Origin of the sequence: Nocardioides sp. NPDC006273, assembly GCF_040613495.1 — a bacterium.
In the GTDB taxonomy this organism is placed as follows: Bacteria; Actinomycetota; Actinomycetes; order Propionibacteriales; family Nocardioidaceae; genus Nocardioides.
The window spans coordinates 79015-102535 of sequence record NZ_JBEXSD010000009.1; the positions used below are offsets into that span (position 1 = coordinate 79015).

The 23521-nt window shown below is 68.6% G+C and carries 23 protein-coding genes; 6 read left to right on the forward strand and 17 right to left on the reverse strand.

The window, feature by feature from the left end:
• Positions 1–17 precede the first annotated feature (17 nt).
• Positions 18–326 (forward strand): DUF4235 domain-containing protein, encoded by a 309-nt coding sequence (locus tag ABZZ22_RS06215; protein WP_354927965.1) that lies wholly within the window; start codon positions 18–20, stop codon positions 324–326.
• A 170-nt stretch (positions 327–496) separates the two neighbouring features.
• Here ABZZ22_RS06215 and ABZZ22_RS06220 read toward each other — a convergent pair whose 3' ends face one another.
• The 12 genes from ABZZ22_RS06220 to ABZZ22_RS06275 all read right to left on the reverse strand — a co-directional run bounded on the left by ABZZ22_RS06220 (position 497) and on the right by ABZZ22_RS06275 (position 13127).
• Complete coding sequence (locus ABZZ22_RS06220; RefSeq protein WP_354927968.1) at positions 497–787, reverse strand: DUF4193 domain-containing protein; 291 nt, start codon at positions 785–787, stop codon at positions 497–499.
• Between the two features lie 266 nt (positions 788–1053).
• Positions 1054–1947: an inositol monophosphatase family protein gene (locus tag ABZZ22_RS06225; RefSeq protein WP_354927971.1), complete on the reverse strand. Its 894-nt coding sequence runs from the start codon at positions 1945–1947 to the stop codon at positions 1054–1056.
• A 25-nt stretch (positions 1948–1972) separates the two neighbouring features.
• Complete coding sequence (locus tag ABZZ22_RS06230) at positions 1973–3094, reverse strand: ferrochelatase (RefSeq protein WP_354927974.1); 1122 nt, start codon at positions 3092–3094, stop codon at positions 1973–1975.
• A 102-nt stretch (positions 3095–3196) separates the two neighbouring features.
• Positions 3197–5977: a DEAD/DEAH box helicase gene (locus ABZZ22_RS06235; protein WP_354927977.1), complete on the reverse strand. Its 2781-nt coding sequence runs from the start codon at positions 5975–5977 to the stop codon at positions 3197–3199.
• Between the two features lie 29 nt (positions 5978–6006).
• Positions 6007–6891, reverse strand: a complete 885-nt coding sequence (locus ABZZ22_RS06240) for a YegS/Rv2252/BmrU family lipid kinase (protein WP_354927980.1) — start codon at positions 6889–6891, stop codon at positions 6007–6009.
• A 17-nt stretch (positions 6892–6908) separates the two neighbouring features.
• The gene (gene tatC / locus ABZZ22_RS06245; protein WP_354927983.1) at positions 6909–7754 is read right to left on the reverse strand and encodes a twin-arginine translocase subunit TatC; all 846 of its coding nucleotides are present in this window, start codon (positions 7752–7754) and stop codon (positions 6909–6911) included.
• Positions 7755–7762: 8 nt separating this feature from the next.
• Positions 7763–8056: a twin-arginine translocase TatA/TatE family subunit gene (gene tatA / locus ABZZ22_RS06250; RefSeq protein WP_354927986.1), complete on the reverse strand. Its 294-nt coding sequence runs from the start codon at positions 8054–8056 to the stop codon at positions 7763–7765.
• A 38-nt stretch (positions 8057–8094) separates the two neighbouring features.
• Entirely contained in the window at positions 8095–9165 is a 1071-nt protein-coding gene (locus tag ABZZ22_RS06255; RefSeq protein WP_354927989.1) for a WYL domain-containing protein, read from the reverse strand.
• The gene (locus ABZZ22_RS06260) at positions 9162–10145 is read right to left on the reverse strand and encodes a WYL domain-containing protein (protein WP_354927992.1); all 984 of its coding nucleotides are present in this window, start codon (positions 10143–10145) and stop codon (positions 9162–9164) included. Before ABZZ22_RS06260 ends, ABZZ22_RS06255 begins: the two co-directional genes overlap by 4 nt.
• 27 nt (positions 10146–10172) lie before the next feature.
• Complete coding sequence (locus ABZZ22_RS06265) at positions 10173–11156, reverse strand: FKBP-type peptidyl-prolyl cis-trans isomerase (RefSeq protein WP_354927995.1); 984 nt, start codon at positions 11154–11156, stop codon at positions 10173–10175.
• A 112-nt stretch (positions 11157–11268) separates the two neighbouring features.
• Complete coding sequence (gene pafA / locus ABZZ22_RS06270) at positions 11269–12630, reverse strand: Pup--protein ligase (RefSeq protein ID WP_183549465.1); 1362 nt, start codon at positions 12628–12630, stop codon at positions 11269–11271.
• A gap of 80 nt (positions 12631–12710) precedes the next feature.
• Positions 12711–13127, reverse strand: a complete 417-nt coding sequence (locus ABZZ22_RS06275) for a MerR family transcriptional regulator (RefSeq protein ID WP_354927998.1) — start codon at positions 13125–13127, stop codon at positions 12711–12713.
• A 105-nt stretch (positions 13128–13232) separates the two neighbouring features.
• Here ABZZ22_RS06275 and ABZZ22_RS06280 point away from each other — a divergent pair, with 105 nt between their 5' ends.
• Positions 13233–14741 (forward strand): SulP family inorganic anion transporter, encoded by a 1509-nt coding sequence (locus ABZZ22_RS06280; RefSeq protein WP_354928001.1) that lies wholly within the window; start codon positions 13233–13235, stop codon positions 14739–14741.
• 17 nt (positions 14742–14758) lie between these two features.
• On the opposite strand, the gene ABZZ22_RS06285 is transcribed toward ABZZ22_RS06280, so the two are convergent.
• On the reverse strand, positions 14759–15730 hold the full coding sequence (locus tag ABZZ22_RS06285; protein ID WP_354928004.1) for an endonuclease/exonuclease/phosphatase family protein: 972 nt from the start codon (positions 15728–15730) through the stop codon (positions 14759–14761).
• A gap of 125 nt (positions 15731–15855) precedes the next feature.
• Here ABZZ22_RS06285 and ABZZ22_RS06290 point away from each other — a divergent pair, with 125 nt between their 5' ends.
• A complete protein-coding gene (locus tag ABZZ22_RS06290) occupies positions 15856–16296 on the forward strand; it encodes a VOC family protein (protein WP_354928007.1) in 441 nt (146 codons plus the stop codon).
• Positions 16297–16386: 90 nt separating this feature from the next.
• Here the strand turns inward: ABZZ22_RS06290 and prcA are convergent, their stop codons facing one another.
• The 4 genes from prcA to dop all read right to left on the reverse strand — a co-directional run bounded on the left by prcA (position 16387) and on the right by dop (position 19986).
• Complete coding sequence (prcA, locus tag ABZZ22_RS06295) at positions 16387–17241, reverse strand: proteasome subunit alpha (protein WP_354928010.1); 855 nt, start codon at positions 17239–17241, stop codon at positions 16387–16389.
• Positions 17238–18074 (reverse strand): proteasome subunit beta, encoded by an 837-nt coding sequence (prcB, locus tag ABZZ22_RS06300; protein ID WP_354928013.1) that lies wholly within the window; start codon positions 18072–18074, stop codon positions 17238–17240. The genes prcA and prcB overlap by 4 nt, the downstream gene beginning before the upstream one ends.
• 85 nt (positions 18075–18159) lie before the next feature.
• Positions 18160–18357 (reverse strand): ubiquitin-like protein Pup, encoded by a 198-nt coding sequence (locus ABZZ22_RS06305; RefSeq protein ID WP_008356645.1) that lies wholly within the window; start codon positions 18355–18357, stop codon positions 18160–18162.
• A 117-nt stretch (positions 18358–18474) separates the two neighbouring features.
• Positions 18475–19986 (reverse strand): depupylase/deamidase Dop, encoded by a 1512-nt coding sequence (gene dop / locus ABZZ22_RS06310; protein ID WP_354928017.1) that lies wholly within the window; start codon positions 19984–19986, stop codon positions 18475–18477.
• Between the two features lie 187 nt (positions 19987–20173).
• Here dop and ABZZ22_RS06315 point away from each other — a divergent pair, with 187 nt between their 5' ends.
• The 3 genes from ABZZ22_RS06315 to ABZZ22_RS06325 are packed head-to-tail and all read left to right on the forward strand — an operon-like array spanning position 20174 to position 23389.
• Positions 20174–22123, forward strand: coding sequence for a DUF2207 domain-containing protein (locus ABZZ22_RS06315; RefSeq protein WP_354928020.1), 1950 nt, complete (start codon positions 20174–20176; stop codon positions 22121–22123).
• Between the two features lie 9 nt (positions 22124–22132).
• Positions 22133–22759 carry a GNAT family N-acetyltransferase gene (locus tag ABZZ22_RS06320; protein ID WP_354928023.1) on the forward strand — a complete coding sequence of 209 codons (627 nt, stop codon included), beginning with the start codon at positions 22133–22135 and terminating at the stop codon, positions 22757–22759.
• A 6-nt stretch (positions 22760–22765) separates the two neighbouring features.
• The gene (locus ABZZ22_RS06325) at positions 22766–23389 is read left to right on the forward strand and encodes a class I SAM-dependent methyltransferase (RefSeq protein WP_354928026.1); all 624 of its coding nucleotides are present in this window, start codon (positions 22766–22768) and stop codon (positions 23387–23389) included.
• The last annotated feature ends 132 nt before the right edge of the window (positions 23390–23521 follow it).

Consider the following 23521-nt stretch of genomic DNA (forward strand, 5'->3'; position numbering starts at 1 on the left):
TGGCCTAGGCTCGTGGCATGTCCAAGTCCACCAAGGCTGACAAAGCCGACAAGGCTGACAAGGTCTGGGCGATCATGGCCCTCGTCAGCGGAATCGGGGCCGCGAAGGTCACCACCAAGGTCCTCTCCTCCGGCTGGCAGGCGTCCACCGGACGCAAACCACCGGCCAACCCCGCCGACCCCGACGTACGCCTCGTGGAGGCCGTGCTCTGGTCTGCTGCGACCGGCGCCACCATCGCGTTGGCGCGGATGTTCGCCCAGCGCCGCGCGGCCAGCTATTACGTGCGGTCAGTCGGTCGGTTGCCGAAGCAGCTGGAGAAGGACTAGTCCTGGATCAGCAGAACCTGAGATAGCGAAGAAGGCCGTACGGAATCCGTGCGGCCTTCTCTTTTTGGCCCGGCTTGCGTCGGGCTTTCCGCCGAGTCGGCGCGTTTGTACAAAGCGCTTGCTAGCGCAAGCTATACAAACGCGCCGACTCGGCGGCTTTTCGCTTGCGCTCAAGCACAGTCAAAGCAGATCAGCTTCTTCTCGTCAGCCAGCTGGCTGCGGTGGTGGACCAAGAAGCAGCTCATACAGGTGAACTCGTCCTCCTGCTTCGGCTTCACCTCGACCGCGAGCTCCTCGTGGCTGAGGTCGGCTCCAGGGAGCTCGAACGACTCCGCCGCCTCAGCCTCGTCCTCATCGACCTTGCCCGAGTTCTTGTCGTGACGACGAGCCTTGAGCTCTTCGATGCTCTCCTCGGACTGGTCCTCTTCGTTCTTACGCGGTGCGTCGTAGTCCGTCGCCATTTGCGCCACTCCCCTTCTCACTCATCTTCAGTCCCCCCGCGCGCCCCCGAGGGCAGCGGCACGGCCCGTGATTGTGCACTATTCACGTGCATTTCGCACACTCTGCCGGGTTCCGCGTCGCCGAAACGTTCTGTCACCTGCGGGTATTCCCTATCACGCGGTAGGTGACCAGTGACTTTCGGGTGGGTGAACGCGGACGTGACCGACGGAGCTCCGGGACCGTCCCGGCCGTCGGCCGGTCATAGATCTACATCAACCGGCGGCATTCAGCCGGGTACGACACCCGGGAGCGACTCAACTGGCAGAAAACCGGCCTGAACAGCCGCTTTCCGTAGTTCGTCGTAGCCGTGCGCGGGCGCGACGAGGACGAACCGACGGCCGCCGGCACCGGTCGTCGCCTCCCACCGCGCTCCGGCCGCCTCGGCCACCAGGCAGGCGGCGGCGTGGTCCCACAGATGCAGGCCCTCCTCCAGATAGCCGTCGAGGGTGCCGTCGGCCACCCCGCAGATGTCCAGGGCCGCCGAGCCGATGCGACGAACGTCACGTACGACCGGGAGGAACCGCACCAGTGCCTCGGCCTGGATCCGGCGGAGCTCGGCGTCGTAGGAGAAGCCGGTGGCGATGAGTCGCTGGGCGAGCTCCGCGGGCTGACGGACGGCCATGGGCTCGCCGTCCTTGACCGCGGCTGCCGATCCGTCCGGCTGGCGGAAGGCGGCGTAGAGGGTGCCGTGGGGCACGTCGACGACGGCCCCGGCGACCACCTCACCGGCGTACTCCGCAGCGATCGAGACAGCGTAGCTGGGCAGGCCGTAGAGGAAGTTGACGGTGCCGTCGATCGGGTCGACGATCCAGCGGACACCGCTCGTGCCCGAGAACTCGGTGGTCGAGCTTGTCGAGACCCCTTCCTCGCCGAGGAAGCCGTCCTCCGGACGCTCCTGGGAGATCAGCCGCCGGATCAGCGCCTCGGTGTCGCGATCTGCCTGGGTGACGACGTCGGTCGCGGTCGACTTGGTGGCGGCCACCTCGACCACACCCGCGGCTCGCTCACGCACGAGGTCCGCGGCCGTGCGGGCGGTCGCCACGGCGAGCGCGAGCAGGTCTCCGGCCTTGGGGACTGGGCCCTGCGGTGCGGGCTGGGACGGCTCTGCACTGTCTGTCATGGGGCCGACCCTATGCCGCCGGTGATCACCCGGAGTACTGGGGCGAGTCCTCCCCGGACAGGGTCGGCAGCTGGGAGCGCTGGTTGAAGCAGCAGCCCACGGGACAGCGGTCGGGGCCGGCCCCCAGGTCACCGACGGTACGCCGCTCAGGGGTCTCTCCGCGCTCGGCTGCGGCGCGCTCGAGGAGGAGGTCGCGTACGGTCGCCACGAAGCGCGGGTCCTCGCCCGCGGTCGGGCTGCGCCGGGCCTGCATCCCGAGCCGCTCAGCGGTCGCCATGGCCTCGGTGTCGAGGTCATAGACGACCTCCATGTGGTCGGAGACGAACCCGACCGGGCACATCACCACGGCGCTGCTCCCGCCATCTTCGGGAGCCTTGCCCGCCAGCTCCTCGAGATGGTCGTTCACGTCCGGCTCGAGCCACGGGATGTGCGGGGCGCCGGAGCGGCTGCAGTAGACGAGGTCCCACTCGTGGGTCACCCCGCGACGCTGCGCGACCTCATCGGCGATGACCGTGGCGACGTCGAGGTGCTGGGCGACGTACGCGTTGCCCTCGGGGCCGGCGTTGTCGTTCATCGAGGTGGGGATCGAGTGGGTCACGAAGAGGATCCGCGCACCGTCGCGCTCGTCCTCGGGCAGGTCTTCGAGAGAGGCGAGCACGCCGTCGACGACCGGCGCGACGAAGCCCGGGTGGTTGTAGTAGCGCCTCAGCTTGTCCAGCACCGGCGCCCCCTCGACACCACCGGTGGTGTCGCACGCCTCGAAGAGGTTCTCGCGGTACTGCCGGCACGAGGAGTAGGAGGAGTAGGCGCTGGTCGCGAAGACCGCGGCACGCTCGATCCCGTCGGCCCGCATCTGCGCGACGGTGTCGCTCAGGTAGGGGTCCCAGTTGCGGTTGCCCCAGTAGACCGGCAGGTCGATCCCGTGCTCGGCCAGGTCGCTGCGCAGCGCAGCGAGGAAGGCCCGGTTCTGGTCGTTGATCGGCGACTTCCCGCCGCGGTCGAAGTAATGCTGCCCCACTTCGACCAGCCGCTCCTTGGGGATCCCTCGCCCGCGGGTGACGTTCTCCAGGAACGGCACCACGTCCTCGGTCTTCTCCGGGCCCCCGAAGGAGACGAACAACAAGGCATCGTAAGGCGAGACATCCACCCGGCCATCATATTGATCGCCCCCGCTGGTCGAGCCGCGAGGCCGCCCGCGGCCGAGCGTGTCGCTTCGAGGTCCGAACGAAGTGGCCTTCGACCAGCGGGGCTACTCCACCACCGACGAGTAGGCGACGACACCACGCTTGAGGACGTCCATGGTCTGCCTCGCGGTGCGGCGCAGGGGGACATCGCCGGCGGCGTCGGCGACCTGGCCGCACAGGTCGATGAGCTGCTTGACCCAGCGGACGAAGTCGCCGGCGGCGAGATCGACCTCGCTGATGACGTCGTCGAGCTCGTCGCCCTCGGCCCAGCGATAGGCCGCCCAGGCGAAGCCGAGGTCGGGCTGGCGCAGGAAGTCGAGCTTGTGGTCTCGCTCCAGGGCGTCGAGCTGACCCCACAGGCGCACGGTCTCGGCGATCACGTCCTTGACCCGACCGCCGGGGAGGCGGGGCGGGGTGGCGTCGTCGGCTCGGCGGGCCTCGTAGACCAGCACCGAGAGGGCGGCCGCGAGCTCGGAGGGTGTCAGGTCGTCCCACAGCCCGTCGCGCAGCGCCTCGGCCGCGACCAGATCCATCTCGGAGTAGAGACGCATCAGGCGAGTCCCGCGCTCGGTGACAGTCTCGCCCTCGAGGTAGTCGAGCGCGACCAGCACGTCGCAGACCCGGTCGAAGGTGCGCGCCACCGTGTTCGTACGCGACTCCACCCGACGCCGCAGCGTGTCGGTGTCACGAGAGAGCTTGAACCAGCGCTCGGCCCAGCGGGCGTGGTCCTCACGGTCGGGGCAGTCGTGGCAGGGATGCATCTTCAGCTCGCGCCGAAGCTCGGAGATCTGGGTCTCCACCGAGCTCTTGCGCTCCTTGCGGGCGGTCGGCGTCCCCTCGTAGGGCACGGGTCGCAGGTCGAGGGTCTTCTCCCGCAGCCGGGAGGCCATGTCGCGGCGCATCTGCGGGTTGCGGCCGTTGAACGACTTCGGGACCCGCATCCGGGTCTGGGCGACGATCGGCACGTTGAAGTCCATCATCGCCAGGCGGCGGGCCTGTCGGTCCTGGGTGATGACGTAGGGGCGTGGCCCGTCCGGGTCGAAGCCCGGGTCGAGGACGACCGCGTAGCCGGCGAACTTGCCCGTCGGCACGTCGATGACGTCGCCGACCTTCAGCTTCGAGAGCGACTCGATGATCTCGTCGCGACGGTCGGACCGCCGCTCACGCTGGGAGGACTTCTCGACGTCGGAGATCTTCCGGCGGATCGCGGCGTACTCCATGAAGTCGCCCTTCTCGCAGGTCGCGGCCTCCTGGTAGCCCGCCAGGGCGTCCTCGGCCTTGCGCACCTGGCGAGCGAGCCCGACGACCGCCTTGTCGGCCTGGAACTGGGCGAACGACTGCTCCAGCAGCTCGCGCGAGCGCGCCCGACCGAACTGGTGAACGAGGTTGACCGCCATGTTGTACGACGGCCGGAAGCTCGACCGCAGCGGATACGTACGTGTCGAGGCGAGTCCGGCGAGCTCGCGCGGGTTCAGCCCCTGCTGCCAGAGCACGACGCCGTGGCCCTCGACGTCGAGTCCGCGACGGCCGGCCCGGCCGACGAGCTGGGTGTACTCCCCCGGCGAGAGGTTGACGTGGGCCTCGCCGTTCCACTTCGAGAGCTTCTCGATGACCACCGTGCGGGCCGGCATGTTGATGCCCAGCGCGAGCGTCTCGGTGGCGAAGACGGCCTTCACCAGCCCCCGCAGGAAGAGCTCCTCGACGACCTGCTTGAAGGCCGGCAGCAGCCCCGCGTGGTGGGCCGCGACTCCACGGGTGAGCCCGTCGACCCAGTCGTGGTAGCCGAGGACGTGGCGGTCCTCGTCGGGCAGGTCCGCGCAGGCCTCCTCGACGTACTCGAAGATCTCGTCACGCTCGTCCGGCGTGGTCAGCCGCAGGTTGGCCTGGATGCACTGCTGGACCGCGGCGTCGCAGCCGACCCGGGAGAAGACGAAGTTGATCGCCGGCAGCAGGTTGTCGCGCTGCAGCGCGGTGATCACCTCGACCCGGCTCGGGATCCAGACGCGTCGTCCGTTGCCCACTCGTCTGTTTCCGTTGCCCTTGCGCTTGTCCCTGGGCGTACGCCGGTCCGTCATCCGTCCGGCAGCCCAGTCGTCGCGAGCCAGCTTCATCAGCTCGCCGTTGACCGGGGCGCCCTCCTTGACGAAGCCGGCGGCCGCGTCGACGTCGGAGGAGGCGAACAGGTCCATGATCCGGCGGCCCGCCATCACGTGCTGGTAGAGCGGGACCGGCCGCTTCTCCTCGATGATGGTGGTGGTCTCGCCACGCACCGTGGTGAGCCATTCGCCGAACTCCTCGGCGTTGGAGACGGTGGCGCTCAGCGAGACGACCGAGACCGACTCCGGCAGGTGGATGATGACCTCCTCCCAGACCGCGCCGCGGGAGCGGTCGGCGAGGTAGTGGACCTCGTCCATGACCACGAACCCGAGACCCATCAAGGTCTGCGAGCCCGCGTAGAGCATGTTGCGCAGCACCTCGGTGGTCATCACCACGACCGGCGCCTCACCGTTGACGACGTTGTCGCCGGTCAGCAGGCCGACCTTGTCGGCGCCGTAGCGCTTGACCAGGTCGTTGTACTTCTGGTTGGAGAGCGCCTTGATCGGCGTGGTGTAGAACGCCTTACGGCCGCTGGCGAGCGCCATGTGGATGGCGAACTCGCCGACGATCGTCTTGCCCGAACCTGTCGGCGCCGCGACCAGGACGCCCTTACCCTGCTCGATCTCCCGGCACGCCTCGGCCTGGAAGTCGTCGAGCCCGAAGTCGTAGAGCGCGGCAAAGTCCCGGAAGACGGGGTAGTCCTTGTCACGCTGGAATGCGGCGTACTTCTCCGCTGGCGAGGCGTCCATGCTCCGAGCCTATCGACCGGTGCCGACACTCAGGAGCGCGGCGGCACCAGTACGCCGAGAGCGGACCGGACGCACTCGACCTCGAGCGGCAGGGGCCCGAGACGCTCTCCGTCGCTGTAGGCGATCACGCCGGGCGCGGAGACCGTGATCCGGCGGGCACGGATGCGTTCGAAAGCCGGATGGCTGAGGTGCTTGGCCTGGCGTACGCCCGGGAAGACGCGCAGGAACTCCAGCCGCGAGACCGGCTTGATGAGGATGGCGTCCAGCAGTCCGTCGGACGGATCGCAGCCCGCCGCGACCCGCAGCCCACCGCCGTAGGACTCGGTGTTGGCGATCGCCAGCAGCATGGCCTCCTGCTCGCGCACGACACCATCGATCTCGAGCCGGTAGGGCACCGGCTTCCAGCTGCGGATCACCGACAGCGCGGCGAGGGTGTAGCGAAGGTCGCCGTGCGGCCACCTCATCGCGTTGGCCCGCTCGTTGACCGCGGCGTCGAACCCGGCCGCCAGGACCGTGGCGAACCAGGTGTCGTCGCTGCGCCCCAGGTCGATACGACGGACGTGGTCGCCCACGACGACATCGGCCGCGGCCAAAGGGTCACCGGTCGGGATCCCGAGCGCCCGCGCGAAGTCGTTGCCGGTGCCGAGCGGGACGACTCCGAGACTGACCTCGGTCTCGGCCAGCGCCTGCACGGCGACATGGACCATCCCGTCGCCCCCGAGGCTCACGACGGTGTCGACGCCCTCGGCTGCCGCCTTCCGGGTCAGCTCGAGAGCGTGCTCGGCGTCGTCACCGATCAGGTGCTCGACCAGAGCCCCTGATGCCGAGAGTCGTTCGGTGACCGCGTCGAGGATCTGGTCGGCGTTGCCACGGCCGGCGGTCGGGTTGGCAAGCAGGGCGATCTGGCGCGTCACGCGCCGAATCGTACTGGTCAGATCACCGAGGGGACGTCGGGATCGCCGATCCTGTCCTTGCGCTTGCCGGCCTTCCGTCTGTCGTGGGCCCGGGCGATGACCTCGGAGACCCCGAAGAGGATGACCATCGGGCCGGCCATGATCGTCATCGTGAACGGGTCGCCGGACGGGGTCGCGACGGCGGCGAAGACGAAGGAGCCGACGATGATCCAGGCTCGGTACTTCGCCAGCGCGGCACCGGGCAGAACCCCGATCCGGTTGAGCATGATCACGAAGACCGGGATCTCGAAGGCGATGCCGAAGACCAGCAGCGTACGGCTCAGGAAGCTCAGGTAGTCGCTGAACTCGACGATGTTGGTCAGTCCGTCGGGGATGAAGCCGAACAGGATCTCCAGGCCCTTGGGCAAGGTGACGTAGCCGAGCAGGACACCAGCCAGGAAGAGCGGGCTGGCGACCGCCACGAAGATCCGCGACATCTTCTTCTCGTGGGCGTGCAGACCCGGCATCAGGAACGCCCAGATCTGGTAGAGCCAGATCGGGCTGGTGCCGATGAAGGCGGCCAGCCCGCACAGCTTCAGGTAGAGCATGAAGCCGCCAGCGGCCCCGTTGACGGAGCTGAGCGACTCGGCCCCGCTGTTCGTGTCCATCATCTCGACGGCCTTGAGATACGGCTCCATGACGAGGCCGAAGAGCTGCTCGAAGAAGAACAGCGAGACGATGAAACCGACGACCAGAGCCAGGGCAGCCTTGATCACCCGCGCACGAAGCTCACGCAGGTGGTCGGAGAGCGCCATCCGGCCGTCGTCGCCGATGGCGTGCTTGGGGGTGCCGCTGAGGATCGCGACAACACCGGCGATGGACAAGGTCTGCCTCAGTTGCCGGAGAGGCGCTCGCGCTCGGCCTTGATCTCGGCCTCACGTCGCTCGAGCTCGGCGATGCGCTCCTGCTCGGAGGCGGTCAGCTCGGCCGGCTTCTCGGCCTTCTCGCCCTTCTGCTTCTCCTCCTCGTCGCGAAGACCCTTGGTCTCGGTCTTGAAGATCCGCAGCGCCTGCCCGGTCCCGCGGGCGAGCTCGGGAAGCTTGGCGGCACCGAAGACGAGGATGACGATCGCCAGGATGATGAGCCACTCGGCTCCCTGCGGCATACCGATCAATGGAGTGAACATGAACTACCTCATCTACGTCTAGGGGGAACGTCAGAAGTCTACGCGCTCGTACGGTACAGGCCGAGTGCCTGCCGCGCAGACGCGGCAAACGATTCGGTGAACTCTGTGCTCATCTGCGCCCTTCGGGCGTCAGCCTGCGCGTCTCCGGCGTCCTCCGCCACGAGCTCAGCGTAGGGTGCCAGCCGCAGCAGCAACCGGGTGAGCCAGCGCTGGTCATAGACCCGCAACCCCACCTCGAGCCTGCCGCCGGACAGCTCGACCGGATCGATGACCGAGTAGTACTCACCGACCCAGCGGGCCTCGGGGGCCAGCCGCACCCGGACGACCGTGCCGGAGTCCGTACGCTCCAGCAGCCCGGCCGCGTCCTCGACACTCGCACCGTCCTCAGGATCGGTGACCACAGGGGTGTCGAGCACCTCGGCACCCCTGATCCGGTCGAGGCGGAAGCTCCGCGGTGCTCCGGCGGTGTGGCACCAGGCGTCGAGATACTCGATCTCTCGGATCGAGACGAGCGCCCGGGGGTCGACGATCCGCGACGATTCCTCGTCACGCGCCGGCACCCAGTAGTCGAGGCGCATCTGCCGGTCCTGGTCGATCGCGGTCGCGATCGCGGCGTGGATCTGGACGAGCGAGGTGTCGATCGTCTCCTCGCCGGGGTCGACGCTCGCCGCGGCGCCTTCGGCAGCTGCCTGCTCGAGCTTTGCCAGCGTGCGGTCGACGACCTCCTTGGTCTCCGCACTCACCGCCCCGCCCCGCAGCGCCCGCAGGGCCACGATCACGGCAGTGGCCTCGATCGGGGTCAGCCGAATCTGACGGTCGAGATAGTCGGCGTTGGAGATCCGGATGACCCGGTCGCCGTCGGGCTCGGTCAGCGCGTCGATGTCGACGTCGATCAGGTCGTCGGGATAGCCACCCGGCAGGCCGCACATGAAGAGCACCTGCAGGTCCTTGACCAGCTGCTTCTCCTCGACGCCGAGGTCGGCGGCCGCCTTGTCGACGCGTACGTCGACGTCCTGGGAGTAGAGGTAGGGCACCAGGGTCAGCAGCCGTCCCACCTGCCCCTTGGCACCGGTCGAGCTCGCCCGGTTCACTCGCTGCCGCTCACTCACGGGGCAGCTCCGTCCAGGCGTGCCACCAGGCGCTCCAGCCGGGCGGCGACCTCGCGGCGCAGGTCCTCGGGCTCCTCGACGTAGGCGTCGGGGCCGTGGCCCAGCACCGCCCCGACCAGGTCGGCGGGCACCCGGGTCAGCACGACCCGGTCCCAGTCGTCTCTGCCATCGGGCCCGGTCACGCCGGGCTCGGTGGAGTCGGCGGCCCTGCGGAGGGTGTAGCCGCTCCCCTGGCGCAGCAGCAGGACGGCCTTCCCTGTTGGCGGGGCGGGCGCCAGGTCTCGTGCGATATCGCGTACGTCCACCTCGGCCGGCACCTCGAAGGCATCGAAGTCGCCGACCGCCCGGGCCTCCCCCAGGACGCGGGAGAGCCGGAAGATGCGGGTGTCGTCGCGGTCGACGTCGTGCCCGACCGCGTACCAACGGCCCGAGTAGCGCACCACTCCCCACGGCTGCAGCCGCCGGTGAGACGGCTCGGTGGCGCGCGACCCGCGGTAGTCGAACTCGACGACCTGCCGGTCCTGGGTCGCGGCCACGAAGACCTCGAAGGAGCCTTCCTCTGCGGCCAGGCGTGGCTGCACGATCTCCAGCGCCGAGACGTCGGTCTCGAACCCCGCGGCGTTGAGCTTGCGTACGGCCTGTGTGGTCGCCTCCGCCATCGAGGCGTTCTCCCAGACCTTGGTCGCCAGCGCGACCACGGCGAGCTCGTCGGCCTCGAGGGTGATCGGCGGCAGCGCGAACTGCTCGGGGCTGACCCGGTAGCCGACCTCGTCCTCGAAGAAGGAGTCGATCACCCCGGTCTCGATGGGCACGCCGAGGCTGCGCAACTCTTCCTTGTCGCGCTCGAACATCTTCTCGAACGCCTCACCGTGCGACGACGGGTAGAGGACCTCGCGGATCCGCTCCTTCGACACGTTGTCACGCTGCACGAGCAGCATGATGAGCAGGTTCATCAACCGCTCGGTCTTACCCGCCGCCACGGTGTGGTTCTCCCCCTAGAGACTCAACTACTGCTGCGCCGGGGTGTCCTCGGCCTTGATGACGTCGATGACGAAGTAGAGCGTGCTGTTGGCCGGGATCCCCGGCGTGCCACCCTGACCCGGCTTCTCCTCTGCACCGTAGCCCAGCTCCGGCGGGATCTGCAGGAGAACACGACTGCCGACCTTGACGCCCTCCAGGCCGTTGGTCCAGCCCGGGACGACCTGGTTGAGGGCGAACGGCACGGCCTCCTTGCTGAAGCTCTCGTCGAAGGGCTTCTTCGCGCCATAGGTCATGCCGAGGTAGTTGGCCGTGACCGTCTGGTCGGTGGTGATCTCCTCACCATCGCCCTCGGTGACGATGGCGCGCTTGAGCACCGCGTCGTCGGCCTTCGGCTTGGCGATGCCGGTGAAGTCGAAGCCGGTCGGCTTGCCGTTCTTCTCGACGACCTTCGGGAGCTCGGTGGCGTCGACGTCCTTCGGCGCCTTGTCGGCGGCGGGCTTCACCACGTCGAGGACGACCAGGAGCGTGTCGTGGTTGCCGATGCCCATCTGCGGGTTGCCGCCCTCGCCGAGCAGGTCGGCCGAGCCCACGATCGCCTCGATCCGGTCGCCGACCTTGGCGCCCTTCAGGATGGTGCTCCACGGCTTCTCCGCCGGGAGCTCCTCGCCCTCGGGGGCCTGGCTCTGGTAGGCCCACTCCTTGTCCAGGGTGGTCGCGTTGCCGATGTAGATCTTGGCGAAGACGCCGCGGCCCTCCGGGATCTCCTCGCCATCGCCCTCGGTCAGGGTCTTGACCTTGGGGTCCTTGGGGTAGGCGATCGGGGACTTCCACTTCAGCGTGGGTTCCTTGTCGACCGCGGCCGAGACCGTGACCCCGTCGAAGCCGGAGACGGTCTCATCGCCGTACCCCTTCTTCTCCTCGCCGCCGCAGGCGACCAGAGCTGGGATGAGCATGGTGACGGCCAGCGCGCTCAGCGCGTGGCGCAGACGAGGCCGAGGAGCAGTGGGCACAGTGCAAACCTTCGTGACGTGAAGTAGATAGACGACAGCGGAGCACACCATATCCGTACGGTGGTTGTCTCGTGGCGAAGCCACCCCACAGCGCTTCCTGCGACTTGGAGCTCTACATGCCGTCGATGAGCCGCTGAACCCGCTCGTCGTAGGCCTTCAGCGGGTCCTTGCAGAGCACGGTGCGCTGGGCCTGGTCGTTGAGCTTGAGGTGGACCCAGTCGACGGTGAAGTCGCGGCGGCGCTCCTGGGCCTTCTTGATGAACTCACCGCGCAGCCGGGCGCGGGTGGTCTGCGGCGGGACCGACTTGGCCTCGAAGATCTTCAGGTCGGTGGTCGCCCGCTTGACCGCGCCCTTCTTCTCCAGCAGGTAGTAGAGGCCGCGGTTGCGGTGGATGTCGTGGTAGGCGAGGTCGAGCTGGGCGACCCGCGCGTGGCCCAGCGGAAGGCCGTGCTTGGCGCGGTATCGGTCGATCAGCTTCCACTTGATCACCCAGTCGATCTCGCGGTCGACCAGGGACAGGTCGTCGGACTCGATCGCCTTCAGCCCCCGCTCCCACAGGTCGAGGGCGGCGAGCATGGTCGGGTCGGTGATCTCACGGCGGTCGACGAACTCACGCGCCTTGGTCAGGTATTCGTTCTGGATGTCGAGGGCGCTGGCCTCGCGGCCGTTGGCCAGCCGCACCTTGCGACGGCCGGTCAGGTCGTGGGCGATCTCGCGGATGGCCCGGATCGGGTTCTCCATCGTCATGTCACGCATGACGACGCCCTCCTCGATCATCCGCAGCACCAGGTGGCAGCTGGCGACCTTGAGCATCGTGGTGGTCTCGGACATGTTCGAGTCACCGACGATGACATGGAGGCGCCGGTACTTCTCGGCGTCCGCGTGCGGCTCGTCACGAGTGTTGATGATCGGCCGGGAACGGGTGGTCGCGCTGGAGACGCCCTCCCAGATGTGCTCGGCACGCTGGGAGACCGAGAACCCGGCCCCGCGCGGGGTGTGGGTGACCTTGCCGGCGCCGACGATGAGCTGGCGGGTCACCAGGAACGGGATGAGCACGTCGGCGAGCTTGGAGAACTCCCCCGCGCGGCTGACCATGTAGTTCTCGTGGCAGCCGTAGGAGTTGCCGGCCGAGTCGGTGTTGTTCTTGAAGAGGTAGATGTCGCCGGCGATGCCCTCGTCGTGCAGCCGCTGCTCGGCATCGAGGAGCAGCCCCTCCAGGATCCGCTCCCCCGCCTTGTCGTGGGTGACGACCGAGGTCACGTCGTCGCACTCGGGCGTGGCGTACTCGGGGTGGGAGCCGACGTCGAGATAGAGCCTCGCGCCGTTCCTGAGGAACACGTTCGAGCTGCGGCCCCAGCTCACCACCTTGCGGAAGAGGTAGCGGGCCACCTCGTCCGGGCTCAGCCGCCGCTGGCCGCGGAACGTGCAGGTCACGCCGTACTCGTTCTCGATGCCGAAGATGCGCCTGTCCATACCTGAAACCCTAGACGGTCGACGGTCGCGCCGAAGGCGTTCAGCGCTACGACACGGCGGGTGGACCACCCTCCGGAACGTCAGCGCACCTCGCGCCGCAGGATGGCGATGAACTCGTCGGCCATGGCGAGCTGCTGCTCGAGCCTCTGGCGGCGTACGCCTGCCTCGACTCGAAGCTCGACGAGCCGTTCACGCGCCTCCGCGGCCTCTGCCGGCTCCGCGGCGTCAGGGTCGGGGTCGGAGGCACGCAGGGTCTCGATGTCGGCCATGGCCGACTTCATCTGCTCGAGGCTGAAGCCGAGCGGCTTCATCCGCCGGATCACCAGGATCTTCTCGACGTCCTCCTCGGTGTAGAGCCGGAAGCCGCCCTCGCTGCGACCTGACGGCTTCAGCAGCCCGACCTCTTCCCAGTGCCGGAGGCTGCGCAGCGAGAGGTCGGTGCGTGTCGCCACCTCACCGATCTGCATGGCCCCCTCGGGAGCTGCTCTGCGCGTCATGGTGTCCTTTCTCACATCGTCGGCGACGCCAACTCTTACGTCCCGTGAGGGTACGGTCTTCGTGTCGCGTCCATCCTGCCAGTCCCGACCGATCGGACCCTCTCAGTGCCTTCGACCCTGCCCGTCTCATCGCCGAGCGAGCCCACCGTGCGTGCCGCGCTGCGTTCGCCGCGGCTGCTGCGCACCGAGGTGCTGGCCGGCCTCGTCGTCGCGCTCGCGCTGATCCCCGAGGCGATCTCGTTCTCCATCATCGCCGGGGTCGACCCGCGGGTCGGGCTGTTCGCGTCGTTCACCATGGCCGTCGCGATCTCGTTCCTCGGCGGACGGCCTGCGATGATCTCGGCTGCCACCGGTGCGATCGCGCTCGTGATCGCACCAGTGATGCGCGATTACGGCTACGACTACCTGATCGCGACCGTGCTGCTGGGCGGGCTGATCCAGGTCGTGCTGGCGCTGGTCGGCGTGGCACGGCTGATGCGGTTCATCCCGCGCTCGGTGATGGTCGGCTTCGTCAACGCCCTCGCGATCCTCATCTTCGAGGCGCAGATCGCCCACATGGTCGACGTCCCCTGGCTGGTCTACCCGATGATCGCCGTCGGCATCGCCGTCATCGTCGGCTTCCCGCGCATCAACAAGGTGATCCCGGCGCCGCTGGTCGCCATCGTCGCGCTCACCGCCTTCACCGTCGTCGGCGCGATCAACGTGCCGAACGTCGGCGACGAGGGCAAGCTGCCCGACAGCCTGCCGAGCTGGTTCCTGCCCGACGTGCCCCTCACTCTCGAGACGCTGCAGATCATCGCGCCGTACGCCCTCGGCATGGCCCTGGTGGGGCTGCTCGAGTCGCTGATGACGGCCAAGCTCGTCGACGACATCACCGACACCCACTCCGACAAGACCCGCGAGGCCCGCGGCCAAGGCATCGCGAACCTCATCACCGGCTTCTTCGGCGGCATGGGTGGCTGCGCGATGATCGGCCAGACGATGATCAACGTGAAGGCCTCCGGGGCACGGACCCGCCTGTCCACCTTCCTCGCCGGTGTCTTCCTGCTCATTCTGGTCGTCGGGTTCGGCGACATCGTGGCGCTGATCCCGATGGCTGCCCTGGTCGCGGTGATGATCATGGTCTCGGTCGGCACCTTCGACTGGCACTCGATCCGCCCGGCCACGCTGCGCCGGATGCCGCGCTCGGAGACCGCGGTGATGGTCGCGACCGTCGTGGTCACCGTCGCGACCCACAACCTCGCCATCGGCGTCGTCGTCGGTGTCCTGGTGGCGATGACCCTCTTCGCCCGCCGGGTCGCCCACCTGACCGAGACCGACCGCACGCTGGTCGAGGGTGTCGACGGCCGGGTCGCCGCGGTCTACCGGGTCACCGGAGAGCTCTTCTTCGCCTCCAGCAACGACCTCTACACCCAGTTCGAGTACGCCGAGGACCCCGACGACATCGTCATCGACCTCTCCGACTCCCACATCTGGGACGCCTCCACGGTCGCCGCGCTCGATGCGATCACCCACAAGTACGAGACCAAGGGCAAGTCCGTACGCATCATCGGCCTGAACCGGTCCAGCGCCGATCGGCACGAACGGCTCACCGGCCAGCTCAGCAGCCACTGACCTGCACCCCGGCCGACTCAGCCCAGCGACACCTGGGCCGCGACCGGCAGGTGGTCGCTCCCCGACCTAGGGAGGACTCGCAGATCAGTCACCTCAGCGCCACGAGCCAGAACATGGTCGAGCTGTACGACGGGGAGCGCAGCAGGGAAAGTGAGCCGGAACCCGTGCTCCTCACGGGAGACTTGTTCGGTCAAGGGGGCCAGCCCGCGGTCGCGCAGGTTCCCGTTGAGGTCGCCGGCCAACAGCACCGCCGGCGCCGGATCCGCGGCGATCGCCTCCCCCAGCAGGTCGGCGCTCCGGTTGCGGCTGCTCGCGGCGAGCCCGCGCGGGCCCAGCCGGACGGATGGCAGATGTGCCACGTAGACGGCCGCATCTCCCGCCGGGGTCCGGACGACCGCTCGCAGGCACCGGTCCCAGGAAGCGCCGATGCCCGGCGGGCGGATGTCGACACGCGTATGCTCCGCGATCGGGTGACGCGACCAGAGCCCGACGGTGCCCTGGGTCGCGTGGTGCTCGAAGGTCTGGCCCAGAGCCGCTTCGTACTGCGAGAGGTGCTCGGAGGTGACCTCCTCGAGCGCCACGATGTCAGGATCCGCGGCCAGCAGGACCTCGACGGTCCGCTCGACATCGTGGTTGTCATCGGCGACGTTGTGCTGCACGACCGTGAGGTCGTACGCCGTCGGCTCGACGGGCGTCAGCTGCGGGCCGAACACACCGACCCAGGCCGCAAGCGGAGCCAGCGCGAGCAGCGCGGCGATGGCCGAGCGTCGTACGACGGCTCCGAGGATCAGCAGTGGCACCGCCAGGCCGAGCCATGGCAGGGACGTCGCGACCAGCGACCCCAGGTTGCCCCAGCGGTTCGGCACCAGGCCATGCAGCCCGATCACCGCCGCGAGCAGCACCGCGCAGACAGCGAGCAGCCGTCCTCGTCGCCACGGCGACCCCTGCGGCGCAGGTCGCCCGCCGTCGTCGTCCGCCTCTACCTTCACAGACAGCGACACTAGCCAACCGGCCTCTGCCCGAGTTCACGAATCCACCGCCGTGGCCGTGTAGAGAACGGCGTGCCGGCCTCGTTCACCGGGCAGAGACACCCACAGACACGAGGATGGCAGTCATGACACATCAGTTGCGGTTCGACCACATCGGTATCACCGTCGCCGACATCGAGCGGGCCACCGAGTTCTTCGTCGGCCTGGGTCTGGAGATCGAGGGGCGTGCGTTCGTCGAGGGCGAGTTCATCGACACCGTCTGCGGGATCCCCGACTCCCGCTGCGAGATCGTCATGCTGCGGCCTCCAGGCGGCGAGACCGCGCTCGAGCTGGCCCGGTTCGTACGCCCCGACCACGTGCCCGGATCGCCCGAGGCGATGGCCAACGAGCTGGGTCTGCGCAACGTCTGCTTCGAGGTCGACGACCTAGACGCGGTCCTCGAGCGGGTGACCGCAGACGGCTATGGCCTGGTCGGAGGCGTCGGCATCTACGAGGGCACGGTGCGGATGGCGTACGTGCGCGGCCCCGAGGGCATCGTCGTCTCGCTCTCTGACCGGATCGGCTGACCGAGCAGAGACGACGTGGGAGTGCTGAGGCGGTGTCCTGAGCCTGTCGAAGGGTCACTGGGTGACCCCGGCACTCCCACGTCGTTGGGCTCAGTCGAGCGGCGGGGCGATCGGCGGGTCGCCGTCGTCGTCGGTGGGCGGGGCCAGGGGCGACTCTTCGACCGGCTTCTCGGCAGCCTTCTCCGCCGGCTTCTCGGCGGGCGGCTCTACGGCCGCCGGCTTCGTCTCCTCGGCCTGCGGATTGGTGGTCACCGAGCTGAGGATCTCGACGAGCGTCGCCGGGCGGATCCTGCGGAACTTGCGCGGCTGGGTGCGGTTGCGGTCGAGGACCGCGACCTCGAGGTCCTTCGCGGCGATCTCACGATCGTCGGTGTCGGTGTGGCCCAGCGCGGCGACGGCCAGCCTGATGGCGTCCTCGAGCGTGGCACCTTGGGTGTAGCGCTCCTTGAGATAGCCCCCGACGGACTCGGCGGCGCCGCCGATGGCAGCGAAACCGTGCTCGTCGACGACCTGGCCGTCGTAGGTGAGCCGGTAGAGCTGGTCGTCCTCGGCGGAGTCGCCGATCTCGCCGACGAAGAGCTCGACCTCGTAGGGCTTCTCCCCACCGGAGGAGAAGATCGTGCCGAGAGTCTGGGCGTAGGCGTTGGCGAGCCCGCGGCCGGTGACGTCGCGCCGGTCGTAGGCGTAGCCGCGCATGTCGGCCAGCCGCACCCCGGCGATGCGGAGGTTCTCGAACTCGTTGTAGCGACCGACCGCGGCGAAGGCGATCCGGTCGTAGATCTCGCTGACCTTGTGCAGCGCAGCCGAAGGGTTCTCGGAGGCGAAGACGATGCCGTCGGCGTACTGCAGCGAGACCAGGGCCCGGCCCCGGGCGATGCCCTTGCGCGCGAAGTCCGCGCGATCGCGCATCAGCTGCTCGGGAGAGACATAGAACGGAGTGCTCATCGGCCACCCTCCAGCTCGGCGATGGGACCGTCGGGCCGCTGGAGCCTCCCGGCGATGACATTCTCGGCCACGGCCGCGACCTCGGCATCCGGCAGCGTGCGCCCGCCGTCAGCGGTGATCACGTGGACCAGCGGGAACAGCCGGCGAGAGAGATCCGGGCCACCGGTGGCCGAGTCGTCGTCGGCCGCGTCGTAGAGCGCCTGGATCAGGACCGCGACCAGGCCGGCCTCGTCGAGGTCGGGCCGGTAGAGCTTCTTCAGCGAGCCCTTGGCGAACAGCGATCCCGATCCGACGCCGGTGTATCCGGTCTGCTCGTAGCGGCCGCCGGTCGGGTCGTACCCATAGATCTTTCCCTGCTCGGCGTCGGGGTCGAAGCCGACGAAGAGGGGGACGACGACGAGGCCCTGCATGGCCATCGGGAGGTTGCCCCTGACGAGAGCGGACAGCCGGCTCGCCTTGCCCTCGATCGAGAGCGTGGTGCCCTCGATCTTCTCGTAGTGCTCCAGCTCGGTCTGGAAGAGCTTGACCAGCTCGACCGCGATCCCCGCGGAGCCGGCGATGCCGACCGCGGAGTATTCGTCGGAGGGGAAGACCTTGCGCATGTCGCGCTCGGCGATCAGGTTGCCCTGCGTGGCCCGCCGGTCACCGGCGATGATCACGCCGCCGGGGAAGGTCGCCGCGACGATCGTGGTGCCGTGCGGGGCGATGTCGCTCAGGTTGCCCGGGGCAGCGTCGCGTCGCGGGAGCAGCTCCGGCGACTGCGCCGTCAGGAAATCGGCAAAGGACGAGGTGCCCGGCGTCATGAAGGCGGCCGGGATACGGGACTCCGTCACGCCATCCCCTCCGTTGCGCAAAGGACAGAATACGGACGCGACGGCGTGAGTATGCCCATTGTCGCTCGCTGGCGCTCGCTCATGCCTACTGCCCGCCCTTCTGGATGAAGGACTTCACGAAGTCCTCGGCGTTGGTCTCCAGGACGTCGTCGATCTCGTCCAGGATGTCGTCGACGTCGGAGTCAAGCGCTTCCTTGCGCTCGTTCACATCGGTCTCGGGCGCGGTCTCGACGGACTCCTCCGTCTCGGAGGACTTCTTCGGCTGCTTCTGCTCCTGTGCCATGTCATCAACCTATCCACTCGCACCGACAAACCTGAGGAAACAATGCCCGATTTCGCTACGGGAGGAAGCAGAAGTCGTTCGTTGGACCGTGATGTGGCACGAGTCGTGACCTACGGGTCAGGAACCGGTCAGTCGGTTGAACAGGTCGAGGGCGGTCTCGGAGGAGTCGAGCAGGCCACCGACGTGCTTCTTGGTGCCGCGCAGCGGGTCGATCGTCGGCACCCGCTGCAGCGACTCGCGACCGGGCAGGTCGAAGATGACCGAGTCCCAGCTGGCCGCGGCGACGTTCTCGGAGTACTTCTCCAGGCAGCGGCCGCGGAAGTAGGCCCGGGTGTCGGTCGGCGGCTCGTGCATCGCCTTCTCCACCAGGTCGTCGGTGAGCAGGCGCTCGATCCGGCCGGAGCGGACCAGCCGCTGGTAGAGGCCCTTCTCGGGGCGGATGTCGGCGTACTGCAGGTCGATCAGGTGGAGCTTGGGGTCGTCCCACTCCAGGGAGTCGCGGTCGCGGTAGCCGAGCAGGAGCTTGTACTTCGCCACCCAGTCGAGCTCGGTGGCGCACTCCATCGGGTCGCGCTCGAGGCGGTCGAGCACCGACTCCCAGCGCTCCAGGACGTCCTTCGTCTGATAGTCCGCATCCGAGCCGTAGCGCTCCTCGACGAACTTCTTGGCCAGGTCCAGATACTCCATCTGCAGCTGGACACCGGTCAGCTTGCGACCGTCCTTGAGCGTGATCAGCGTCTTCAGGGTCGGGTCGTGGGAGACCGCGCGCAGTGCCGAGACCGGGCCGTCGACACTGAGATCGCGGGTGATGTAGCCGTCCTCGATCATGGCGAGCACCAGCGACGTACTCCCGACCTTGAGGTAGGTCGAGACCTCGGCCAGGTTGGCGTCGCCGAGGATCACGTGGAGCCTGCGGTATCTCTCCGGGTCCGCGTGGGGCTCGTCACGGGTGTTGATGATCGGCCGCTTGAGGGTGGTCTCCAGGCCGACCTCGACCTCGAAGAAGTCGGCGCGCTGTGAGATCTGGAAGCCGTGCTTGGGGCGCTCCTGGCCGATCCCGACCCGCCCGGCGCCCGCGAAGACCTGCCGGGAGACGAAGAACGGGATCAGATGCTTGACGATGTCGGCGAACGCGGTGCTCCTGCGCATGAGGTAGTTCTCGTGCGCGCCGTAGGAGACGCCCTTGTTGTCGGTGTTGTTCTTGTAGAGGTGGATCTGCGGGTTGCCCGGCAGCCGCGCAGCTGCGCGGGAGGCGTCGAGCATCACCTGCTCACCGGCCTTGTCCCAGCGCACCGCGTCGAGGGGGTTGGTCACCTCGGGGCAGGAGAACTCCGGATGGGCGTGGTCGACGTAGAGCCTGGCGCCGTTGGTGAGAATGACGTTGGCCAGCCCGAGATCCTCGTCGGTGAGCTGGCTGGGGTCGGCCACCTGCCGCGACATGTCGAAGCCGCGCGCATCACGCAGCGGTGACTCCTCCTCGAAGTCCCAGCGCGCTCTCCTCGCCTTGAGAGTCGAGGTCGCGTATGCATTGACGACCTGCGAGGACGCCACCATCGGGTTGGCCTGGGGCTGTCCAGCCACGGAAATTCCGTATTCGACCTCCGTGCCCATAACCCGTCGTACGCTCATACCGCCGCCTCCGTCAGGAACCCTGAATTGTACGGAAGCGGCGGCATGAGGTTGATTGTCGCTCGCTGACGCTCGCTCATGCCTGCAAGGCTACCGGCCGGGTGCGTGAAGCCACGTGAACATCCACCCGCCGCGCTGAGGTTGGCGGCAGTTGTTCGGCTGGACGGAACCAGGAGGATCCCCGCACGTGAGACGCTACGCCTGGTGGTACGGCGCCGGAACGGTCGTCCTCGCGATGCTGGTGCTGTGGCCGCTCGCGGCGACCGCGGTCTGGGAACGCACCGGCGAGACCGTCGCCGAACCGACCACGATCACCGACTACCGCGCGGAGTTCACCGTCGGCGCGGACGGCTGGATGGACGTCACCGAGACGATCACCGTCGACTTCCCGAGCGAGGGCAGCCACGGGATCTTCCGGTTCTTCGACTCCGCCGACCCCAACGCACCGAAGCTGCGTCGGGAGCCCATCCTCCAAGACGTCACCGTCGATCCGGACACCACCGAGGCGCAGCGGCTCGAGCTCGCCCGGAGCTCGTTCTCGGAGGGCTACTTCGACGAGGAGATCCTGCCCGGCCTCGTCGAGGAGTACGGCGAGGTCGAGGGCCGGCGCCGAGCACTGGACCACTACGGCGACCCGTACAGCCGGACCACCACCACGAAGGAAGGCTGGGCGGACCGGTTCACCAACGTCCGGATCGGCAGCGAGTCGGAGGAGCTCTCCGTCGGCGAGCACGTCTACGTCATCAGCTACAAGATGAGCTCGGTGCTCCTGGCCGACGGAGACGGCTCGAGGTTCTACTGGAACGTGGTCCCCTCCGGATGGCGTCAGCCGATCGGGCAGGCCGACCTCACGGTCAACCTGCCCGCCGAGGCCGAGGAGGTGCGCTGCGCGGTCGGGAGCGGAGGCAGCTCCGGCTGCGCGAGCGTCGCGGGCCAGGGCACCAGCACCGTCCACGTCACCGCTCGTGACCTGGCACCGGGCACTCCGGTGACTCTCCGGGCCGGGATGGACCTCGCCGCACCCTCGACCGAGTCGGCCGAGCTGCCGTGGTCCCAGTCGTGGGACCCGGTGATGGGCTCCGACACCGGGATCCTGGGTGTGCTCATCGGACTGATGGTCGCTGCGATGATCCCTGCCGGATACATCCTGGCCAGGACCTGGGACCCGCTGCCCCGAGCCGATGTCCGGGCGACGCCACCGGCCGGGGTCGGGCCGGCGCAGGCGGCGTACGTCGTCTCGAAGACCGTCCGACCGGGACAGCTCGCGGCGTCGATCCTCTATGCCGCCTCCCGCGGAGCCCTCGACATCCGGTCGACACAGAACGGCTGGAAGGTCTCCCTGGACAACCCGAGGACGTCGTGGGACGACATCGACGGGGTCAGCGCGGTCGTCCGCGAGCTGGGTGGCGTCGCGATCGGGGCGAAGAAGAGCACCTCCGCGGCGAAGTCGGCCGGGCGCCGGATCTACCGCATCCGCAACACCTACGGAAAGAAGGTCCGGGCGTGGGCTCTCAAGGAGGGCCTGCTGGAACAGCGTACGAGCCGGGTCGGGTGGATCGTAGCCTTCATCGTCTGCGCCCTCACGGCGGTCGTCCTCGCGGTCGTACGTCCCGGCGGCACCACCCTGTGGGCGCTCGCCCCCGGGGTCTTCGCCGTCCTCATCGGTCCCGTTCTCGCGGCTGGGTCCGGCCTGGTGCGCACCCGGGCGGGGCGTGACCTGGCCGCCGAGGTCATCGGGTTCCGCTCGACGCTCGACTCCCGCAAGGGCGACTTCGTCGGTGACCAGGCCACCTACGACTCCTACCTGCCCTGGGCCGTCGCGCTCGGCTGTGCGAAGGACTGGGCGCGTAAGCTCGAGGTCAAGGGCTCCGCACCCGCCGCCCCCAGCTACCTTCCCTACGACCAGCACCCTCGGTATCGGAACATGACCGTCGTAGGCAGCGCCGGTCTCGTCAGCGAGATCACGCACGATTTCGAGTCCTCGATCGACTCCGCGGTCCGCTCCTACTCGGCCTCCTCCAGCGGCGGCTCGGCGTCCGGCGGTGGGTCCTCCTACTCCGGCGGTGGCGGCGGCGGTGGAGGCGGCAGCTTCGGTGGTGGTGGAGGCGGCGGAGACGGCGGCGGCGGGTCATGGTGAGGTTGGACCATGGGCACTCCTGAGATCCGGCGGGCCACCGCCGACGACCTCGACGACATCTTCTCGATCTGTCTGCTGACGGGGGCATCGGGCGAGGACGCAACCGAGTTCTACGACGACCCTCGGCTGCCGGGGAACATCTACGCCGCTCCCTACATCGTGCTCCGTCTCGGCCTCGGCTTCGTCGCGGTCGACTCCGAGGGCGTGGTGGGCTACGTCGTCGGCACCCCGTTCACCCGTGCTTTCGAGAAGGAGTGCGAGGAGGACTGGTGGCCCGCGCTGCGCGTGGTCAACCCCGACCCCGGACCCGACCACGACCGCAACGACTGGAACGCTCGGCTCCGCTCCTTGATCCACCGGCCGGTGCGCACGCCGGGCGAGCTGCTGAGCGAGTACCCGGCGCACCTCCACATCAACCTGCTCCCCCGCGCCCAGGGCCAGGGCGTCGGCAAGGAGCTGATCGCGATGATGCTCGGCGCCTTCCACGTCGCGGGCGTACGCGGCGCCCACCTCGGCGTCAGCACGGCCAACACCCGCGCGATCGGGTTCTACCAGCGCCTGGGGTTCGCGACGATCGCCGAGACCGAGAGCACGCTGCTGCTCGGGGTCCAGTGGACCGGCGAGCTGGAGGAGTGAGCACCCATGGGACTCTGGGAGACGCGCGTGGTGCCACACATCGTGGACCGCTCCTGCGGCGTCGCCCAGCTCGATCCGCTGCGGACACGGGCATGTGACGGCCTTCGCGGCCGCGTCGTCGAGATCGGCTTCGGCAGCGGGAGCAACATCGGCCGCTATCCACCCGCCGTCACCGAGATCGTCGCCGTCGAGCCCTCCGACGTCGCCTGGCGGCTCTCGGCATCACGACGTTCGGACTCGTCGGTCCCGGTGAGCAGAGTCGGGCTCGACGGCGCGCGGCTCCCCCTCGCGGACGTCTCGGTCGACACCGGCCTGGTCACCTTCTCGCTGTGCACCATCCCCGACGTCGCCGGCGCGCTCGCAGAGCTGCGCCGCGTTCTGCGCCCCGGCGGCACCGTCGGCTTCGTCGAGCACGGCCTCTCCCCCGATGCCTCCGTCGCCCGCTGGCAGCATCGCCTCGACGGTCTCCAGCAGCGGCTCTTCGGCGGCTGCCACCTCGCCCGCGACATCCCGAGGCTGATCGAGTCGGCAGGCTTCACCTTCGACTCGCTGGAGCAGTCCTATCTCCCCGGGCCCGCGCTCTCCCGCCCGTGGGGGTATCTCTCGGTCGGGCGGGCGGTTCCTTCGTAAAGGTATGCAGGTCAAGGCTCACTTCCCTAGCGGAACTCCGCACGGGATGTGTTACTTCGCCTGCATACCTTTCGACAGGCTCAGTGCGCGACGTACGCGTGCGGCGGTCACCGCGGGGTGGGCGAAGTCGCT

What these genes read in the sequence shown, in the direction of transcription:
- ABZZ22_RS06215 (WP_354927965.1), top strand. Translation starts at nt 18, where the DNA reads ATGTCCAAGTCCACCAAGGCTGACAAAGCCGACAAGGCTGACAAGGTC.
- ABZZ22_RS06220 (WP_354927968.1), bottom strand. Translation starts at nt 787, where the DNA reads ATGGCGACGGACTACGACGCACCGCGTAAGAACGAAGAGGACCAGTCC.
- ABZZ22_RS06225 (WP_354927971.1), bottom strand. Translation starts at nt 1,947, where the DNA reads ATGACAGACAGTGCAGAGCCGTCCCAGCCCGCACCGCAGGGCCCAGTC.
- ABZZ22_RS06235 (WP_354927977.1), bottom strand. Translation starts at nt 5,977, where the DNA reads ATGGACGCCTCGCCAGCGGAGAAGTACGCCGCATTCCAGCGTGACAAG.
- tatA (WP_354927986.1), bottom strand. Translation starts at nt 8,056, where the DNA reads ATGTTCACTCCATTGATCGGTATGCCGCAGGGAGCCGAGTGGCTCATC.
- pafA (WP_183549465.1), bottom strand. Translation starts at nt 12,630, where the DNA reads ATGGACAGGCGCATCTTCGGCATCGAGAACGAGTACGGCGTGACCTGC.
- ABZZ22_RS06275 (WP_354927998.1), bottom strand. Translation starts at nt 13,127, where the DNA reads ATGACGCGCAGAGCAGCTCCCGAGGGGGCCATGCAGATCGGTGAGGTG.
- ABZZ22_RS06290 (WP_354928007.1), top strand. Translation starts at nt 15,856, where the DNA reads ATGACACATCAGTTGCGGTTCGACCACATCGGTATCACCGTCGCCGAC.
- prcA (WP_354928010.1), bottom strand. Translation starts at nt 17,241, where the DNA reads ATGAGCACTCCGTTCTATGTCTCTCCCGAGCAGCTGATGCGCGATCGC.
- ABZZ22_RS06305 (WP_008356645.1), bottom strand. Translation starts at nt 18,357, where the DNA reads ATGGCACAGGAGCAGAAGCAGCCGAAGAAGTCCTCCGAGACGGAGGAG.
- dop (WP_354928017.1), bottom strand. Translation starts at nt 19,986, where the DNA reads ATGAGCGTACGACGGGTTATGGGCACGGAGGTCGAATACGGAATTTCC.
- ABZZ22_RS06320 (WP_354928023.1), top strand. Translation starts at nt 22,133, where the DNA reads ATGGGCACTCCTGAGATCCGGCGGGCCACCGCCGACGACCTCGACGAC.
- ABZZ22_RS06325 (WP_354928026.1), top strand. Translation starts at nt 22,766, where the DNA reads ATGGGACTCTGGGAGACGCGCGTGGTGCCACACATCGTGGACCGCTCC.